The organism is Rhizobium sp. No.120, assembly GCF_054558365.1.
On the sequence record NZ_BAAJNQ010000001.1, the window covers coordinates 73,605 to 92,025 of the forward strand.

At 60.2% G+C, this 18,421-nt stretch carries 17 protein-coding genes; 6 read left to right on the forward strand and 11 right to left on the reverse strand.

The features are described from left to right. The first annotated feature begins 22 nt into the window (after positions 1-22). Both ACYJRZ_RS00400 and ACYJRZ_RS00405 read left to right on the forward strand, forming a co-directional pair. On the forward strand, positions 23-1,054 hold the full coding sequence (locus ACYJRZ_RS00400) for a hydroxyacid dehydrogenase (protein ID WP_459455065.1): 1,032 nt from the start codon (positions 23-25) through the stop codon (positions 1,052-1,054). Between the two features lie 88 nt (positions 1,055-1,142). Next, a complete protein-coding gene (locus tag ACYJRZ_RS00405; RefSeq protein ID WP_459455066.1) occupies positions 1,143-2,135 on the forward strand; it encodes an SPFH domain-containing protein in 993 nt (330 codons plus the stop codon). Between the two features lie 80 nt (positions 2,136-2,215). Here the strand turns inward: ACYJRZ_RS00405 and ACYJRZ_RS00410 are convergent, their stop codons facing one another. The 4 genes from ACYJRZ_RS00410 to ACYJRZ_RS00425 all read right to left on the reverse strand — a co-directional run bounded on the left by ACYJRZ_RS00410 (position 2,216) and on the right by ACYJRZ_RS00425 (position 5,639). Beyond that, entirely contained in the window at positions 2,216-2,872 is a 657-nt protein-coding gene (locus ACYJRZ_RS00410; protein WP_459455067.1) for a methionine ABC transporter permease, read from the reverse strand. Further along, positions 2,862-3,947: a methionine ABC transporter ATP-binding protein gene (locus ACYJRZ_RS00415; RefSeq protein ID WP_459455068.1), complete on the reverse strand. Its 1,086-nt coding sequence runs from the start codon at positions 3,945-3,947 to the stop codon at positions 2,862-2,864. The genes ACYJRZ_RS00410 and ACYJRZ_RS00415 overlap by 11 nt, the downstream gene beginning before the upstream one ends. 128 nt (positions 3,948-4,075) lie before the next feature. Further along, a complete protein-coding gene (locus ACYJRZ_RS00420; RefSeq protein WP_459455069.1) occupies positions 4,076-4,924 on the reverse strand; it encodes a MetQ/NlpA family lipoprotein in 849 nt (282 codons plus the stop codon). A gap of 211 nt (positions 4,925-5,135) precedes the next feature. Then, positions 5,136-5,639: a cupin domain-containing protein gene (locus ACYJRZ_RS00425; RefSeq protein WP_459455070.1), complete on the reverse strand. Its 504-nt coding sequence runs from the start codon at positions 5,637-5,639 to the stop codon at positions 5,136-5,138. A gap of 331 nt (positions 5,640-5,970) precedes the next feature. Between ACYJRZ_RS00425 and ACYJRZ_RS00430 the strand changes: the two genes are divergently transcribed. Beyond that, positions 5,971-6,360, forward strand: coding sequence for a BRA0787 family protein (locus tag ACYJRZ_RS00430; protein WP_459455071.1), 390 nt, complete (start codon positions 5,971-5,973; stop codon positions 6,358-6,360). A gap of 56 nt (positions 6,361-6,416) precedes the next feature. Here ACYJRZ_RS00430 and ACYJRZ_RS00435 read toward each other — a convergent pair whose 3' ends face one another. After that, positions 6,417-6,830, reverse strand: a complete 414-nt coding sequence (locus ACYJRZ_RS00435) for a carboxymuconolactone decarboxylase family protein (RefSeq protein WP_459455072.1) — start codon at positions 6,828-6,830, stop codon at positions 6,417-6,419. A 346-nt stretch (positions 6,831-7,176) separates the two neighbouring features. Here ACYJRZ_RS00435 and ACYJRZ_RS00440 point away from each other — a divergent pair, with 346 nt between their 5' ends. After that, entirely contained in the window at positions 7,177-8,454 is a 1,278-nt protein-coding gene (locus tag ACYJRZ_RS00440) for an L-fuconate dehydratase (protein ID WP_459455073.1), read from the forward strand. A gap of 73 nt (positions 8,455-8,527) precedes the next feature. Here the strand turns inward: ACYJRZ_RS00440 and ACYJRZ_RS00445 are convergent, their stop codons facing one another. The 3 genes from ACYJRZ_RS00445 to ggt all read right to left on the reverse strand — a co-directional run bounded on the left by ACYJRZ_RS00445 (position 8,528) and on the right by ggt (position 13,761). Continuing rightward, a complete protein-coding gene (locus ACYJRZ_RS00445) occupies positions 8,528-10,081 on the reverse strand; it encodes a VOC family protein (RefSeq protein ID WP_459455074.1) in 1,554 nt (517 codons plus the stop codon). Between the two features lie 128 nt (positions 10,082-10,209). After that, positions 10,210-11,664, reverse strand: coding sequence for an MFS transporter (locus ACYJRZ_RS00450; RefSeq protein WP_459455075.1), 1,455 nt, complete (start codon positions 11,662-11,664; stop codon positions 10,210-10,212). Between the two features lie 354 nt (positions 11,665-12,018). After that, positions 12,019-13,761 carry a gamma-glutamyltransferase gene (gene ggt, locus ACYJRZ_RS00455; protein ID WP_459455076.1) on the reverse strand — a complete coding sequence of 581 codons (1,743 nt, stop codon included), beginning with the start codon at positions 13,759-13,761 and terminating at the stop codon, positions 12,019-12,021. Between the two features lie 274 nt (positions 13,762-14,035). Between ggt and ACYJRZ_RS00460 the strand changes: the two genes are divergently transcribed. Continuing rightward, on the forward strand, positions 14,036-14,218 hold the full coding sequence (locus ACYJRZ_RS00460) for a hypothetical protein (RefSeq protein ID WP_459455077.1): 183 nt from the start codon (positions 14,036-14,038) through the stop codon (positions 14,216-14,218). Between the two features lie 17 nt (positions 14,219-14,235). On the opposite strand, the gene ACYJRZ_RS00465 is transcribed toward ACYJRZ_RS00460, so the two are convergent. Beyond that, the gene (locus ACYJRZ_RS00465) at positions 14,236-15,501 is read right to left on the reverse strand and encodes a glycerate kinase type-2 family protein (protein WP_459455078.1); all 1,266 of its coding nucleotides are present in this window, start codon (positions 15,499-15,501) and stop codon (positions 14,236-14,238) included. Between the two features lie 210 nt (positions 15,502-15,711). On the opposite strand from ACYJRZ_RS00465, the gene ACYJRZ_RS00470 reads away from it, so the two are divergent. Further along, on the forward strand, positions 15,712-16,140 hold the full coding sequence (locus tag ACYJRZ_RS00470; protein ID WP_095435678.1) for an OsmC family protein: 429 nt from the start codon (positions 15,712-15,714) through the stop codon (positions 16,138-16,140). A gap of 280 nt (positions 16,141-16,420) precedes the next feature. Here ACYJRZ_RS00470 and ACYJRZ_RS00475 read toward each other — a convergent pair whose 3' ends face one another. Both ACYJRZ_RS00475 and ACYJRZ_RS00480 read right to left on the reverse strand, forming a co-directional pair. Then, the gene (locus ACYJRZ_RS00475; RefSeq protein ID WP_459455079.1) at positions 16,421-16,963 is read right to left on the reverse strand and encodes a carboxymuconolactone decarboxylase family protein; all 543 of its coding nucleotides are present in this window, start codon (positions 16,961-16,963) and stop codon (positions 16,421-16,423) included. Positions 16,964-16,987: 24 nt separating this feature from the next. Continuing rightward, entirely contained in the window at positions 16,988-18,334 is a 1,347-nt protein-coding gene (locus ACYJRZ_RS00480; RefSeq protein WP_459455080.1) for an LLM class flavin-dependent oxidoreductase, read from the reverse strand. Positions 18,335-18,421: the final 87 nt, after the last annotated feature.

Genomic DNA, 18,421 nt, shown 5'->3' on the forward strand with positions numbered 1-18,421 from the left:
GTCACTAGACCGGAGGAGCAGAATGACGACCGACAGCAGGCCCTTGGCCATCAGCGCGCCGGAGCCGCGCTCGCTCGAGCTTATCTTCACCAGGGATGCACTGGCGCTCCTTCATTCGAAATACCGCATCGTAGAAGCGGATCCTGGCGATATTGCAGGACTAGGGAACGATGTGATCGGAGAGGCGCGCTATATCATCGGCCAGCCACCCTTGTCGAAGGAGACGCTTGACCGCATGCCGCAGCTGCGCTGCATCCTGAATGTCGAGAGCAATCTCATCAACAACATGCCCTATGAGGTGCTTTTCGAGCGCGGCATCCACGTCGTCACCACGGGTCTCGTCTTTGCCGAGCCGGTCGCCGAAATCGGCTTGGGGTTTGCGCTGAGCCTGGCGCGCGGAATCGTCGATGCTGATCTCGATTTCCGGGAGGGCAGGGAACTTTGGGGCGGCGATGGCAATGCCAGTGCCCGGCTGATTTCCGGCAGCGATATCGGTATCGTCGGCTTCGGCGATCTCGGCAAGGCGCTGAACCGGGTTCTCTCCGGCTTCCGCGCCAATATTAGGGTGTTCGATCCCTGGATGCCGCCTTCGATCCTGAGAGAACATGGTGTGCAGCCCGCCGGTCTGGACGAAGTGCTGTCCACCAGCGATTTCGTCTTCGTTGTTGCTTCCGTCACCAGCGAGAACAAGGGTTTTCTCGGCGCTGAGGCTTTTGCGAGGATGCGCAAGGGCGCGGCCTTCATCCTGCTCAGCCGGGCCGATGTCGTCGATTTCGAGGCACTGATGGCGGCGGTCGCATCCGGCCATATCGTCGCGGCGAGCGACGTCTATCCTGAGGAGCCGCTTAGCCTTGATCATCCGGTTCGCAAGCTCAAAGGTTTCCTCCGTTCCGCTCACCGCGCGGGTGCGCTCGACAGCGCCTTTAAAAAGATGGGCGAGATGGTGCTGGAAGACATGGATCTAATGGATCGCGGCCTGCCGCCGATGCGCTGCAAGCGTGCCGAACGGGAAACGGTGTCGCGCATGCGCTCGAAGCCGGTGACTCGCAACTGAAGGTCGTTGCGGCGAGATATGAAACTGCAGGTGCATTTTCGAACCGACTCATCTATGTCTCGCCCATTGCATGCAGGTGAGGATATCGATGGCAAACCGGGAAATCGACATAGCATCCGTGGCGAACAAAGGTCGCGTGACGGCATTCATCGGCATCATCGCCTTGATAGCTGTCCTGATGCTCGTCTTCAGTTCGTGGTACACGATCGATCAGGGCGAACGCGGCGTCATCCTACGCACGGGCGCCATGGTCGGCACGGCTGAACCAGGCTTGCACTTCAAATTGCCTTGGGTCGAGACCGTGGTCAAAATTCCTGTGACGCAGCAGGTCACCTATTGGACCTGCCAGAGCGGTACGAGCTGCCAGGACAATGAGCATCAGCAGATGCAGGCCTACTCGCAGGATCAGCAACCGGCCGACATGCGCGTGACCATCTCCTGGCACGTGCCGGCGGATGCGGTCGAGCATGTCTATTCGGAATTCGGTTCGCTCGGCAATCTGGAATCGCGGCTGATTGCGCGGCGTGCTCCCCAGGATGTTAAGACGGTGTTCGGCAAATTCACCGCCGCCTCCGTCATACAGAACCGCGCGCAGTTCAACACCGACGTTCAGGCAGCGATCGAGACAGGTATTCAAGGGCCGGTGCAGATCGACAGCGTTCAGGTCGAAAATATCAATTTTTCGGAAGCCTATGAGAACAGCATAGAGCAGCGCATGCTGGCGGAGGTCGAAGTGCAGAAGCTGCGGCAGAATGCGGAGCGCGAGAAAGTGCAGGCGCAGATCACAGTGACGCAGGCCCAGGCCGCCGCCGACGCCCGTCGTGCTGATGCACAGGCCCAAGCGGATGCCGTGAAGCTGCAGGCAGAAGCTGAGGCCGAAGCGATCCAGCTCCGCGGCGATGCAGAAGCAAAGGCAATCAAGGCCCGAGGCGATGCATTGCGCGACAATCCGAACCTGATCTTCCTGACGCAGGCGGAAAAGTGGAATGGTCAATTGCCAACCACCATGTTGCCGAACGCGACGGTGCCGATGCTCAATTTCGACCCACGTCAAAGCCCGGCCACGGCGGCGCGTGAATAGCGCGCAGTGCAACCGGCCGCCCATATGCGTGAAAGCGGTTCAGCCTTGTTCAGACGGCTGAACCGCCCTTTAGAGGTATGCTAGCGGCGGTCGAGCCGGTTGGCGAGGCGATCGCCCAGCCACTGCATGCCGCAGACCAGAATGATCAGCACGATGACGACGGCGATCATGACGCCGGTTTCGAAGCGCTGGTAGCCGTAGCGGATCGCAAGGTCGCCGAGGCCACCGCCGCCGATGGTGCCCGCCATCGCTGAAGCACCGATCAGCGTGACCAGCGTCACCGTGAAGCCCGCGACGATGCCGGGCATGGCCTCGGGCACCAGTACTTCGCGGATGATCGTCCAGCGATTGCCGCCCATGGCGCGGACCGCATCGATCAGGCCTCGATCGACTTCACGCAGCGAGACCTCGGCGATACGGGCATAATAGGGGATCGCGGCAATGGTCAGCGGCACAATCGCCGCCGTTGTCCCGAGCGCGGTGCCGACGATCAGTCGCGTCAGCGGAATAAGGGCAATCAGCAGGATCACGAAAGGCACGGCGCGGAAGCCGTTGACCAGCGCGGCAAGGATGCTGTTGATCGCAGGCTGCTCGGCAATGCCGCCGCGACCGGTGACGACGAGGGCGAGGCCGAGCGGCAGGCCGATGACCAGGGAGAGGAGGCCGGACGCAGCCGTCATCCAAATCGTCTCCCAGAAGGAGCGCCAAAGTAGGCCGAGTATCACATCAGTTGTCATAGCCTAAAACCTCCACCCGGGCGGAGCGGGCTTTCAGAAAATCGCTGACCTGCGCCGGCAGGTCCGGATCGCGCGTCGGGACGGCGACGAAGAAACGGGCAACGGGTTGGTTCTGGATGTGGTCGATGCCGCCGTGAACCAGGCGGAAAGAGCGCGGCAGGGCAGCGGAAAGCTCCGCAAAGAGCGCGCCCTGCGCGGCCGGGCCGGCAAGATCGACACTGAGAATGGCCTCGATGCCGGAAGTCGGAGAGAGGCGCGTGGCGATATGTTCCGGCAATTGCGGCCGGATGCCGCCAAGCAGGCTTGCAGTGATCTCCGTTTGTGGGTTGGCGAAGACCGACCAGACGGAACCCTCCTCGACGATCCGGCCTGCATCGATGACGGCGACGCGATCGGCGATGGAGCGCACCACTTCCATCTCGTGCGTGATGAGTAGGATGGTTAGGCCGAGTTTGCGGTTGATATCCTTCAGCAGCGCCAGGATCGATCGGGTGGTTTCCGGATCTAGCGCCGACGTCGCCTCGTCCGACAGGAGCAATGCAGGCCGGGCGGCAAGGGCGCGGGCGATGCCGACGCGCTGCTTCTGGCCGCCGGAAAGGGCGGCTGGATAGGCTTTGGCCTTGTCGGCGAGACCGACGAGTTCGAGCAGTTCGCGTGCGCGCCGCAGCCGTTCGGTCTTGGCCACTCCCTCGATTTTCAGGGGCAGGGCGATGTTCTCTTCGACCGTTTTCGCGGACAGCAGGTTGAAATGCTGGAAGACCATGCCGATGCGGCGGCGCAGCGGCTGCAGTTCCTGTTCCGAAAGGCGCGCAATGTCGCGGCCTTCGATATGAATCTCGCCGCTATCGGCGCGCTCCAGCCCGTTCAGGCAACGGATCAACGTCGATTTACCGGCGCCACTGCGACCGATGATGCCGACGATCTCGCCACGGCGCGCGGTCAGCGAGATACCGTCCAGCGCCGGCGTGCCGCCGAACCGGCGTCGGACATCAACCAGGCGGACGATCTCGTCGTCCGCCGTTCGTTCGGGCGACGCCTGCCCGTCGATTGATGTGGCTGGGATGAAGGAATTCATGTCTGCTTCCCAATCTTCTTTTTTGCGTTCGGCGCGGGTTGAGCATGGGCTTTAAACATCGAAGGCGGCCCGGGCAAGATACCCCGGCCGCCTTGCCGCTTAGCGCTGTCCCCCGCGCCGTGCTGATATCAATAGGCGCTCTGGCCGGTACCCTTATAGACCTTGTCGAATTCGGCCTTGACGGTGTCGTTCTGATAAGCCGCAACCAGCGTCTTAACCCAGGCTTCGTTCTCGTTGCCCTTCTTGACGGCAATGAAGTTGCGGTACGGATTGCCGTCGATCGGCTCCTGCGCAATGCGATCCTTCGGGGTCAAGCCGCTCTTCAGCGCCCAGTCGGTGTTGACGACGGCTGCGTCCAGGTCGTCGATCGAGCGGCCGACGATGCCGGCGTCCAGTTCCTTGATCTCGACATTCTTGGGGTTTTCAGAAATGTCGGCCGTGGTAGCGAGGATGCCGGTGCCGTCCTTGAGCTTGATCACGCCTTCATGCTGCAGAACACGCAGGGCGCGGCCTTCATTGGACGGATCGTTCGGCACGCCGATGGTGGCACCCTTCGGAAGGTCGGCGACAGCCTTGTACTTCTTGGTGTAGAGCCCGATCGGCCAGACGCCAGTATAGCCGACGTTGACAATGTGATAGCCGTGCTGCTTGATCTGGTTGTCCAGATAGGGCTGATGCTGGAAGGCATTGGCCTGGACTTCGCCACGCTCCAGAGCTTCGTTGGGCTGGGTATAGTCGTTGAAGACGACCGTTTCGATCTTAAGGCCCTTTTTGGCGGCCTCGGCTGTTACCACGCGCCAGACATCCTCGTCTTCTCCGCTCATGATGCCGACCTTGATCGTTTTGTCTGCGGCGAAAGAGGGCGTGGCGGTTGCCGTCAAGCCGAAGACGGCGACAGCGGAGGCGACAATGGCGGCAAGGCCGGCACGGCGGGAAAGGCGCAGCGCGTCGAAACCTTTAGAAAGCTTTTCAGTCATGGGAAATCCTGTTCCAGATGAGCGAGATCGTTTTTCTCGGTGACATCAGGATCATCTCAGACGTGCGCTTCCTCCGCGAAGCAGGATCATGCGTTGTGCAGCGCGGTTCTGAAAACTCTTTTCAGTGCAGCGCAAAAGCGCAAACTAATTTTCTATAAATGCAGTAGACTATTTATGCGGCAATTGGGCATTTGCTTAAATTTTAATCATTTCAGCGGTGGATTGGATCTTTCCAGAGGACCTCCTCCGGCTTTTCCACCGGTTCGATATCGAGATTGACGACCACCGGCTCTTGGCCGGAGCGGACCAACACACATTCCAGCGTCTCATCGCGGCTGGCGTTGATCTCCTGGTGCGGTACATAGGGCGGAACGAAGATGAAATCGCCGGGGCCGGCTTCGGCAACGAATTCGAGATTTTCGCCCCAGCGCATCCGTGCCTTGCCTTTGACGACATAGATGATGCTTTCGAGATCGCCGTGATGATGGGCGCCCGTCTTGGCATTGGCGTGGATCGTCACGGTTCCCGCCCAGATCTTTTCAGCACCTACACGCGCATGATTGATCGCGGTCGCGCGGTTCATGCCGGGGGTTTGTGCGGTATTAGGATCGAGTGCATTGCCGGGAATGATCTTGATGCCGTGTTCGCGCCAGTCGATAGGCTGATGGTCGTGATCATGCCCGTCGTGATGCTGATGTTCATGATCGCCGCCCATGGCGTTCCCTTTGCCCTTGGAAGAGAGATTCGCGCGCCTTCCTCCGACGCGCGGCAATTCCATACTACGCGAAGCCATTCAAAAATAAAGGGAATTTCAGAAAATTCTTAAAGAGGCTTTTCAAGTCGAGATTAATCTATAGACTTGATCAAGTTAAATGACCGGTGGGAACATTTTGTGTGTGTCCCGCGTTGCGCCGGTCACGAGATGGTTTGCCGCGCCGCGCCCCCGTTTTCCGGCGCGCCAAACTGAAGAAGCAGCGCTTGTGTCTCGGAGGAGAGACCATCCATTTTCATACATGCGCCGGACTTCCAATTGAAAGGAGACAGACATGTCGAATGCCTTGCCGCCCCTTCATGAGGGTCATGCTCCCATCACCCTTCAACAGCTCTTCCGCGAAGCGCTCTATGCCTTCGAGGAATGGGACAGGGAAGTAACTGAACCGATCGTGACGTTCGAAGGACGCATCCACCCCATCAGCGTCGTGTTCGAAGCCATGCGCGAATGCACTGATATCGTGCCCAACAACATCGTCTCGGCCGTGACCGAGCGGCTGACCAAGCCCTGGGAGGGTGAAGGCCCGCTTGACACGATGACCTTTTCGACGGCCGCCCGCGTGATGGGCGTTCTGGTTCGCAAAAGGTTGCTCGCCGTGAACAACGGCCTCAACGTTGCCGCCCTTGCGGCGGAGGCCCAGGCGACGGAAAAATCCGATCGCTGAAAAGCGAAGATCGATTATGGAAGGCCCGCCGGCATGCCCGCGGGCCTTCTGCGTTTTTAACGGCTGCTGACATCGAACTCCGGATCGACCGGGATCTGCATCGCCGTGACCAGATGGTTCGTTTGTCCGGCAAGCCCGATGACAGCAAGCAGTTCCGCATGTTGGGCGTCGGTCATCCCCTTCGCCTTGGCAGCGGCGGTGTGGGAATGGATGCAATAGCTGCAGCCGTTGGCGGTGGAGACGGCAATGTAGATCATCTCACGCACGAGCGGATCAAGCGCGCCCTCCGCCATCATGACAGTTTTCAAGCCTTCCCATGTCCGCTTCAGCAGCGCCGGATCATTTGCTAGCCCCCGCCAGAAATTATTGACGAAATCGGATTTTCTCACTGCACGAATGTCATCAAACACCGCCTTCACGGCCGGGATTGCCTCAACTTCCGCATCATCGAGCAATTTAACCGTTGCCATTTCCAACATCTCCTTCAGCTAATCCGCTGGCGTCGGACAATAGCGCATTTTCCGGCGGTGTCGGCAGCATGGAGCTCGAATTCCCTTGCCTTTTCGATTGCAAAGATCATGCATATGTGAAAATAGTATTCACATAAGAAAATTCGGCGTCGATGTGGAAACCGATGACGAGGTGAGGAGAGAGGCGTTTTGAGTGTCGCTCACCTACCCGCATCGGCGGGCAGCGGCCGAAATTCGGGGCGTGGCGGCCCCGCGTATGGGCGAGCATAATGTGGCGCTCTGGGAGGAGTTCGACCTTGGCTGAAGGGGGTCGAGAGGCCGCGATGGATAGAGAAGGAGTTTTCCAATGACGCGCATCACCAATCTTCGCGTTTTCGATTTGCGTTTCCCGACATCGCAGAGCCTTGACGGTTCGGATGCGATGAATCCGGATCCGGACTATTCGGCAGCCTACGTCATCCTCGAGACCGACAGACCGGGCCTCGCCGGCCATGGCCTGACCTTCACCATCGGCCGCGGCAATGACATCTGCTGCATGGCGATCGAGGCGATGCGGCATCTGGTCGTCGGCACGGAGCTTGCGACGGTTCTGGAAAACCCCGGCAAATACTGGCGGCATCTGACGAGCGACAGCCAACTGCGCTGGATTGGGCCGGAAAAAGGCGCGATGCATCTGGCGACGGGCGCGGTCGTCAATGCCGTCTGGGATCTGCTCGCCAAGGAAGCCGGCAAGCCGGTCTGGCGGCTGGTTTCGGAGATGGATGCCGAGCGGATCGCCGATATCGTCGATTATCGTTACCTGACCGATGTGCTGACCCGCGATGAGGCCGTCGCTATCCTGAAGAAGGCGGAAGCCGGGAAGGCCGACCGTATCGCCACGCTCCAGCGCGAGGGCTATGCCTGCTACACGACATCAGCCGGCTGGCTCGGCTATGACGATGCCAAGCTGCGCCGCCTGTGCCAGGAGGCGATCGACGCTGGTTTCAACCATGTGAAGATGAAGGTCGGGCGCGACCTGGAAGACGATATTCGCCGCCTGACCATCGCCCGCGAAGTGATCGGTCCAGACCGCTATCTGATGATCGACGCCAACCAGGTTTGGGAGGTCAATCAGGCGATCGACTGGGTGAAGAAGCTCGCTTTCGCCAAGCCCTTCTTCATCGAAGAACCCACAAGCCCGGATGATGTTGCCGGACACCGCAAGATCCGCCAGGCCATCGGCCCGGTGAAGGTCGCGACGGGCGAGATGTGCCAGAACCGCATCATGTTCAAGCAGTTCATCGCCGAGGGCGCGATCGACATCGTGCAGATCGATTCCTGCCGGATGGGCGGTCTCAACGAAGTGTTGGCGGTGCTGCTGATCGCCGCCAAGTATGGATTGCCGGTCTGGCCGCATGCCGGCGGCGTCGGTCTTTGCGAATATGTGCAGCACCTGTCGATGATCGATTATATCGCCGTGTCGGGCACCAAGGACGGCCGCGTGATCGAGTATGTCGATCATCTGCACGAGCATTTTATCGACCCCTGTATCATCCGCGACGCAGCCTATATGCCGCCGAGCTTGCCGGGCTTCTCGATCGAGATGAAGCCGGAATCGATCGCGGAATATACGTTCAAGGGTTGAAACCTGCCGGATTGCCCAAAACAAAAGCTCGCCATCCGGCGGGCTTTTGTCGTTTATATTCGGAAGATCCGCCTCAGACGGGCTTGTTCAACCAAGCCTGAATGACGGGCACGTCCGCATCGTCAAACTCGTGACCGCCTGGAACTGTTGCAAGCTCAACTACGGCGCCGCCATTCCGCAGACGTTTGGCCAGCGGTTGAGTATAGGGACCATACAAATCCTTCTCGCCGGCGACCACCAGCACCTGGGCATCCGACATGTCCGCTTCAGGCGGATTTTCGAGGGCCGCCATGGAGCGGAGCAGCACCGCGCGGTGGATCAGATGCGGGTGCAGCGACAGCATGGCATTCAGCAGGTTGGCGCCGTTCGAATAGCCGATATAGACGATGCGGTCCGGATCAAGCCCGTAGGCATGGATCGCGCCGTCGATGAAGGCTGCGAAGGCTTCGGCCTCGCTGGCGATGTCGGCCTGATCGAAGCTCATCGGCCCGTTGCGACGGAACCAGCGTGGCGCACCTTCTTCAAGCGCCCGGCCGCGTACGCTGAGCAAGGTCGCATTGGGATCGATCTCGTGACCAAGCGGCAGCATTGTCGTTTCGTTGGCGCCGGAACCGTGCAGCAGAATGAAGACATTGCCGTTCGGCTCATCGGGTGTGAAGAAGCGATGGATGAAGGGCAGGTCGCGATAGATGACGCGCGGCTCTCCGGGCATGGAGAACTGCGGCAGGATCACGTTCAACTCGGCCAGAAGCTTCGGACTGTCACCGGGAGCGAAGAGGCGTGTGCCGAGTGTCGCTTCGTCCTCGTCGATCAACATGCCAGGCGCATCCGTGGCGAGTTCGAACAGGATCTGGCCAGGTTCACGGACATAGAGCGAGCGGAAATATTTGCGGTCATGCATCGTCGTCGGCCCGGAATCGATCGCCTGCAGGGCGGTGTGGACCGACTGCAATTCCGCATCGTCGGCGGCGCGAAAGGCGACGTGATCGACCGTACCCGTCCCCGGGGCGCTTGCCCAGAAGCCGCGGGCATCGCGGATGTCGAGGATATCGCCGGGTTCCGAGACGAGCCGGCTGATCGCCCCGGTGGCAACGAGCGGCCGGTAGTCGAAATGGTCAACCAGCATGGCTTGCGTTTCCTCGGGCGTTTCGCTGAATAGCGTCGCACCGCGGATGCGGGCAATCGCGTGTTCCTGTGGAATAGTGTCGCTCGCCCACGGAGCCGCCGCCTGCAGGGCATTGGTTCCCACCAGTTTGACGATGACGCCATCCGGATCCTTCAGCCGAAGCACAGGCTCACCGAATTCCTCTGAGGGACCCTCCGGCTTCAGACCGGCGCTCAGGGCGCGTGTCAGCCAGAAGCCGATGCTGGCGGGATCGATGGCGAGAGAGATTTCACCGATCTGGCCGACGCCGGCGCGGCCGGGCGAACCATCTTCCCAAACCAGAAAGGTAATCAACGAGCCGGGCGAGCCCTTGGCGTCGCCATAGAGGAGATGAAGCTGCGTGGCGTCCTCGAAGCCGCCGGTGCGCTTGACGAGGCGCAGGCCGAGGAAGCCGACGTAGAAATCGACATTCGCCTGGACCTTGCGGGTGATCAGCGTGATGTGATGGATGCCGGCGACCATGGGATGCTCCAGACAGTTATTTCGTTCTGGTGCTATTTAGGCCGGCGTCATTGTTCAATGCAATGCGCTGCCCGTGGAGGCACTGTTCACAAAAGACGCTATTGCCTGGATCGGCAGGCGGCGAGCAATCAATGCTCGCCGAGGCTGTCTTCAGGCGATCTGCGGCGGTGGCCGCTGATTTCCGAGCCGGCGGTCCGCGAGAAGCTGGCGTTCCAGATCACAGCAAGCAGTGCAATGGCTGTGACGACGATGAAGGCGACGGAGAAATCGATCATCTCGGCCTTTGTCTCTCCGCGGAACTGCATCGAGCCATGGAGAGCAAGGGCGGCGACGCAGATGCCGAGGGAGAGCATCAGCTGCTGGAAGGTCGAGTAAAAGCTCGTCGCAATGCTCATGCGGTCGCGCTCGATCTCGTCATAGGCAATCGTGTTGTAGGCCGTGAACTGGAACGACATGAAGAAGCCGCAGAAGAACAGGATCACGAAGATGACGGGCAGCGGCCAATCCGGCTTGAAGATGGCGCACATGCCATAGCCGAGCGTGCCGATCAGGCCGAAGATGATGAGGGCGGTGCGGAAGCCGAGCGTGCGCAGGATGCGGACCTGCAGCGGCTTCATGGCCATCGAGCCGAGCGCGGTCGCAATGGCGATCTGGCCGGCGGCAGCGGCCGAAAGACCAAAGCCGAGCTGCAGCATCAGCGGGATCAGGAAGGGATGGGCACCCTGGCTGATGCGCGTCAGCGAGCCGGCGATGACCGAAGTGCGGAAGGTCGGCACCTTCATCAAGGAGAAATCCATGATCGGCGAGGGGTGCTTGCGGGCGTGACGGAGATAGGCGATGCCAAACAAGAGACCGATGGAGATCAGGAAGACAGCGAGATAGCCTTCGCCCTCGCGGCTCGACATTTCGAAGCCGAAGAGCAGCGATCCCAGCGAAATGCCGGAGAGGATAAAGCCTGAGAGATCGAAACGGCCGGTGCGCGGGCCCTTCACCTCCTCGATGAACATGGTCACCAGGATGAAGCCGATGATGCCGATCGGCACGTTGATATAGAAGATCCAGCGCCAGTCGAGGTAGGTCACGAACAAGCCGCCGACCGGCGGGCCGAGAATGGGGCCGACCAGCGCCGGGATCAACAGCCAGGACATGGCGTTGACCATATCCTTGCGGGCGACGCTGCGCATCAGCACCAGACGGCCGATCGGCAGCATCATAGCGCCGCCGAGGCCTTGCAAAAGCCGCGCAAGGACAAGGAAGAACAGGTTTGGCGCCTGGGCACACAAAAGTGAACCGAGAACGAAGACCGCGATAGCGGAGCGGAAGACGGTGCGCGATCCGAAGCGATCGGCGATGGCGCCGCTGGCGGGAATGAAGATCGCCAGGCTGAGAAGGTATGAAGTCAGCGAGATACTCATGGCCGGCGCGCTGACGCCGAAGTCTCTCGCCATGGTCGGAAGGGCTGTTGCGAGCACGGTCGCGTCAAGCTGTTCCATGAACATCGCGCTTGCTACGATAAGCGCTACTACACGAAAATTCGGTGCGGCCCGCCTGACATGGGCGGCCTGGAATATCTGATCCGACATTGTCGGGGATCGCTCTCGATGGTGCGGTGGGGTCCTAAGACAGAACCGCAAGTCTGGTCATGGCGCGAAGGCCTATTTGAACGGCGGTTTGTATACTCCTGCTTGCACGCGATTGCTATATCAGAAATCGCAAATCCCATTCATGGGATGAAAAAAATCACGCACATGCAGGGGCAAACGGCATCAAATGAACGTGAGGTGAATGAAAAGGGCGATATCGCGCCGAAATGCTCACGCTTGGTTTTCTCGCGCAAGATAATGTGCTCGTTTGGCCGGATGCCATAGGCAAAAAGACCGGTGCCAGTTGTTGGCGGCACCGATCCAAATCGTCGTTTTCAGCAGGCACCGCGGCGATCAGTAGCCTTCGGCAAGTCCCGAGCCGGCGCGACTGTCCATGGCGCCGTTGTAGCGGGCGCCACCGCCCTTGGCGATGTCGCCGAGGCTCTTGCCGCCCACGAGAATGCCGGCGGCCTGGCCCCAGATCGGCCAGCTATTGTCGACCTGAACCGTATAGCCCATGCCGGTCAGAAGCTTGATCGTATCGGGCGAAAGTGCCCGCGGCTCCATGTAGACCTTATCCGGCAGCCATTGGTGATGGATGCGCGGAGCATCGATCGCTTCCTGAATGTTCATGCCGAAATCGATGACGTTGATGATCGCTTCCAGCGTGATGGTGATGATGCGCGAGCCGCCGGGGCTGCCGATCACCATGAAGGGCTTGCCGTCCTTGGTGACGATCGTCGGGCTCATGGAGGAGAGCGGCGTCTTCTTCGGCTGGATGGCGTTGGCCTCGCCTTGCACGAGGCCGTAAAGGTTTGGCACACCGGGCTTGGAAGTGAAGTCGTCCATCTCGTTATTCAAGAGGATGCCCGTGCCGGGCGCAACGACGCCGGCGCCGAAGGAGCCGTTCAGCGTATAGGTGACGGCAACGGCGTTGCCGTCATTGTCGATGATCGAATAATGCGTGGTTTCGTGGCTTTCGCCGAGGCCTTTCGGCATGAGATCCTTGGAGACGCCGGCCTTATAGGGGGAGATGCCATCGCGGATCTTCTGGGCATAGGCCTTGTCCAGCAGCTTGCTGACGGGATTGTCGACGAAGTCAGGATCGCCGAGCGCCGAGTTGCGGTCGACATAGGCGTAGCGCATGGCTTCGACCATGTAATGGACCGTGTCGGCCGAGGCGTAGCCGGTATAGGAGAGCGGATAGCCTTCGAGCACATTGAGGATTTCGCAGATGATGACGCCGCCGGAGGAGGGCGGCGGCGAGGAGACGATCTCATAGCCGCGATAATTGCACTTCACGGGTTCGAGTTCGCGGACCTTGTATTGTTCGAAATCCTGGTTTGCGAGAATGCCGCCCTTATCCTGGCTTGCCTTGACGATGGCGTTGGCGACTGGCCCCTTGTAGAAGCCATCTAGGCCCTGATCGGAAATGCCTGATAAGGAATTGGCGAGGTCCGGCTGCACCAGCTTGTCGCCCGTCGCGAAGGGCTTTCCATCAGACTTGGTGAAGATTGCGGCAGTGGCCGGATCGCGCGAGAGCCACTTCTTGCCCTCGTTCAGTTCGGCGGCATCGGCCTGGTTCAGCGTGAAGCCTTCCTTGGCATAGCGTATGGCCGGCGCGATCAGATCCTGGCGGGACTTGGTGCCGTATTTCTCGCGGGCCGTCTCAAAGCCCATGACCGAACCTGGTACGCCGACGGCGAGATAACCATCCGTGCTGGCGCCTTTGACGATATTGCCCTTGTCGTCGAGATACATGCCTTTGGTCGCCGCGAGGGGTGCGCGCTCGCGGAAATCGAGGAAGGTCGTCTTGCCGTCGCGCATGCGGATGGTCATGAAGCCGCCGCCGCCGATATTTCCGGCGGTCGGGTAAACCACGGCGAGCGCATAGCCGACCGCAACGGCGGCATCGACGGCATTGCCGCCGTTCTTCAGCACCTCGACGCCGACATCGGTGGCGAGATGTTGAGCGGTGACCACCATGCCATGCTCCGCCTCGACCGGTGGCGGCGCGGCAGCTCTGGCGGTGACGGAGAAGAGAGCAAATGTGACCAGGGTTACCGACGAAATCGCCCGCTGGCGGAAGTGGCGCATGATGAGTATGCCTCCCATTATTATCTTGATGGAAAATCGCCAACGAATGACATGGCGCCGCTCATGAAAATTGCGATATCCGCTGTCACAATTTTTAATGGAGCGGATCCCGCCATGGGCCGGATTTCGATCGGCTATGTCTTCCTTGCACTACTACGGATAATTTTGGTCCTCCTGCGCGCAGAAAAATGCTTCGCACTTGCAATATTATTTTATTAGTTGAATCTATTTTAGATTGTTGCTTTTCGAGGTGAGTGTTGCGTGGAGGGTAATCATGGCCGTGACGAAGCTCGAGCAATGGAAGAGCGAGCGTAGGATCAAGAGCAGGCCATTCATCGTCGGCGAAAGGACGCATGTCGTGGAAATCGAATGCGAGCATTGCAGACGACATTTCCTTCGATGGGCATCGACGGCAGCCGCCTATTGGCGCTGCGACGATTGCACCGCGATTATCTAACCCACACGTTCCGGTGGTTACGCGATCAATATAGCGCGGAAGTCGTTGACGTTCGTTCCGGTCGGGCCGGGGACGAAGAGATCGCCGATGGCATTGAAAGCAGTCCACGCATCATTGTTTGCCAGCATCTCGGCCGGCACCATTCCAGACTTGCGCAACCGCGCCACAGTGCTTGCATCGGCAAACGCGCCGGCATTGTCCTCGCTGCCGTCAATGCCGTCCGTATCGGCCGCGATTGCGTGAATGCCGGCATGGCCGTCGATATCGATGGCGAGCGACAGCAGGAATTCCGAGTTTCGTCCGCCCTTGCCCTTGCCTTTCAAAGTCACCGTGGTTTCGCCGCCGGAAAGCAGCACGATCGGCTTGGTGAAGGGCCTGTTGCGATGAAGCACCTCACGCGCGATGGCGGCATGGGCATGGGCCGCTTCACGGGCCTCACCCTCGATGGCGTCCGAGAGGATGGTGGCTTCGATGCCGGCGGCACGCGCCACCTCGGCAGCGGCTTCCAATGAGACGCTGGCGGAGGCGATGACATGGACTTCATTGCCGGCAAAACGAGGATCGTCCGGGCGCGGCGCATCGGCTTCCGCTTTCTCGATATGGGCGAGAGCGGCTGGCGGCAGTTCGATCTGGTAGAGGCGGATGAGGTCGAGCGCGTCCGCGCGTGTGCCGGCGCCGGGCACGGTGGGGCCGGAAGCCACCAGGGCAGGGTCGTCGCCGGGAATGTCCGAGACGACGAGCGAGACGACTTTGGCCGGATGGGCAGCGGCAGCCAGCCGGCCGCCCTTGATGGTCGACAGATGCTTGCGGATGACATTCATCGCAGAGATTGGTGCACCGGAGGCGAGCAGCGACTTGTTGACGGCGATTTCGTCCGCAAGGCGCAGGCCGTTCGCTGGCGAGGGAAGCAGCGCCGAGCCGCCGCCTGATATCAGAGCGATCACGAGATCGTCCGCCGTCAGGCTATCGACGAGTTTCAGCAATCGGCGTGAGGCGACGAGACCCGCCTCATCCGGCACGGGGTGGGCTGCTTCGATGATTTCGATCCGGCGGCAGGGGGCCGAGAAGCCATATCGCGTCACGACAAGACCTTCCAGCGGCCCCTCCCAGCATTGCTCCAGCGCGGCTGCCATCTGGGCAGATCCCTTGCCGGCGCCGATGACGATCGTGCGGCCCTTAGGTTTAGCCGGCAGATGCGCGCGAATGCCCGTCAACGGATCGGCTGCACGAACGGCGGCATCGAACAGTGAGGTCAGGAAAGCGCGGGGATCGGTAACGGTCATGTCGAACTGCCTGTCTGCTAGAGCGTTTATACGCAATTCCGGACGGAAAACCGCTACGCATTTTTCCTGAATTGCTTCTCAGAGCCTGTAACCATTTGGTGGCTTAACTGGTTGGAAGACGCAAGGGCCAGGAACTGCAATTGTGTCCTGTGCGACGAATCCCTATGTAGAAGGAAGGAATTTCATGCTTTTATTCAGGGGTTTTTCGATATGGCCGAATTGAAAGTGAAGACGAGGCAGACGGGCGCAACCGCTACGGTCGGCCGCACCGGCTTTCCGCATGTGACGTCTGTGACAGGTGGTGAGATCGACATCGTGACCTCGCCGTCGCAGCCTGGCTTCAATCCGCTCGATCTGCTCTATTCGTCGCTCTCGGCCTGTCTGGTCTTGAGCGCTCGCATGGCGGCAAGCAGCCTCGGCGTGCTCGACAAGCTCACCGAAGTCACCGCCGTCGTCACGGGTGAGAAGGCGACCGAAGGCCTTTCCCGCGTGGAGAAGTTCAATATCGCCTTCACCATCAAGGGTGATTTCAGCGATGAAATCCGCAACGCGATCGCGCATGCCGCCGAGGATGAGATCTGCACGGTGAGCAACACGATCCGCGGCAATCCGCAGTTCGAGACGACGATTTCGGGGTGAGATTTGGTCTATCCCGCCCCCGTGTGGGCGGGAACGCAAAATCAGCATTTAGCCGCAAGGCTAAATGCTAGATTTTGCAAGGGCGGGGGTAGGCAGGGACGCACCGGCTTTCCCAATGCTATAGCGACAAGTGACGGACCTCCGCTCTTGCAATTTCAATGGGTTAGAAATTGCGCTAGCATTCTGAATATGCGTGACCTTCGGTGTCGCAATTCCTAAACCAATGAAATTGCTTTTTCGCCCGCCAAGGGCGAGATGGCTCGGCATCTGCTGTTGCCCCTCACTTCGCCGGAAACTCAAAACCTTCAAGGTAAGGCCCAAGCTCCGGATCGATATCCACCTTCACGGCATTGTTGTAGATCGCCGTCGCGATCATGATGCCGGCGAAGGCGACGAGGTTGGCGAGCGTTGGCTCGTCGTAGCGGGCCTTCAATCGATCCCAAATCCCCTCCGGTATGGCATTGGAATCCTTGACGATCGCCTTGCCGAATTCGATCAGCAGCGCCTCGTCTTCGCTCGGCACGACCGTTTCCGGCGTCAGGCCGGCATTGATCAGCGCGCGCCGGAAGAAGCCGACCGGAATGATCGAGCGGCATTCGAGCGCGATGGTATGGCAAAGCAGCCAGACTGCACGATCGTCCAGAGCCGGACGCAGCTCCTCGCGCAAAGGAAACCATTCCGCATAGATGCGATGCGCGACCGGCGAGTGCAGCAGCGTGCGCTTCATATTCGTCATACGGCCGCGCAGCTGCACTTCGCGATCATGCTCGGCGCGCACGGCCTCGGAAGCGGTCTCGTAATCGATCGGCGTGATATGGCTCATGTTATTCTCTTGTGATGGGTTCTCTTACTGCGCGGCTTCGGCAGCAGCTTTGAAGAAGCGGTTTTCCGGGCGCGGCAGGCCGAGGTGTTCGCGCAATGTCGTACCTTCGTAATCGCGACGGAAGATGCCGCGGCGTTGCAGCTCTGGAACGACGCGGGTGGTCACGTCAAGCAGGCCTTGCGGCAGGAAGGGGAAGACGACGTTGAAACCGTCCGAGCCTTCCTCGTGCAGCCACTGCTCCATCTCGTCGGCGATGCTCTCAGGCGTGCCGACAAAGGCAAGGCCGGCATAGCCGCCGAGGCGCTGAGCAAGCTGGCGCACGGTGAGCCTTTCGGCTTCAGCAAGGGCGATGACACGCTCGCGGCCGCTCTTGCTGGCATTGGTCTCCGGAATTTCCGGCAGCGGGCCATCCGGATCGAACTTGGAGGCATCGTGTCCCAACGCGATCGACAGGGATGCGATGGCGCTATCGTAATGCACGAGACTATCGAGCTTTGCCCGCTTGGTCTTTGCCTCCTCGACCGTATCGCCGACGACAATGAAGGCGGCGGGCAGGATCTTCAGATGATCCGGATTGCGGCCGATCGCCTTCATCCGTCCCTTGATATCGGCGAAGATCGACTTGCCGTCGGCAAGGTTTCGAGGTGCTGCGAAGACGGCTTCAGCCGTTTCGGCGGCAAGCTGTCGGCCGGCATCCGATTGCCCGGCCTGAACGATGACCGGCCAGCCCTGCGGCGGGCGGGCGATGTTGAGCGGGCCGCGCACGCTCAATTCCTCGCCCTTGTGCCCGAGGACATGCATTCGCTCGGGATCGAAGAAGATGCCGCTTTCGGGATCGCGGATGAAGGCATCGTCGGCGAAGCTGTCCCAGAGGCCGGTGACCACATCATAGAATTCGCGGGCGCGATGGTAGCGCTCGCCATGTTCCATATGTTCTTCGAGGCCGAAGTTCAGTGCGGCATCGGGATTGGATGTGGTGACGATATTCCAGCCGGCGCGGCCGCCGCTGATATGGTCGAGCGAGGCGAAGCGGCGGGCGATATGATAGGGCAAGTCGAAAGTTGTGGAGGCGGTAGCGACGAGGCCGATCCTGTCGGTGACGGCGGCGAGCGCCGAAAGGAGGGTGAAGGGCTCGAAGGAGGTGACGGTCTGGCTGCGCTTCAGGGCCTCGATCGGCATGTTGAGGACCGCGAGGTGATCGGCCATGAAGAAGGCGTCGAATTTCGCCTTTTCCAGCTCCTGCGCGAAGCTTTTGATGTGCTGGAAATTGAAGTTGGCGTCCGGATAGGCGCCGGGATAGCGCCAGGCACCGGTATGCAGGCTGACGGGACGCATGAAGGCGCCCAGCTTCAATTGCTTCTGTTCGGTCATGGGCTCTCTCCAAAATCGTCAGCCGCTATGGCGTCATAACGGCTCCGCCAGCGGAATGATGCCTTAGGACGTAGGCGTGCTTCTTGC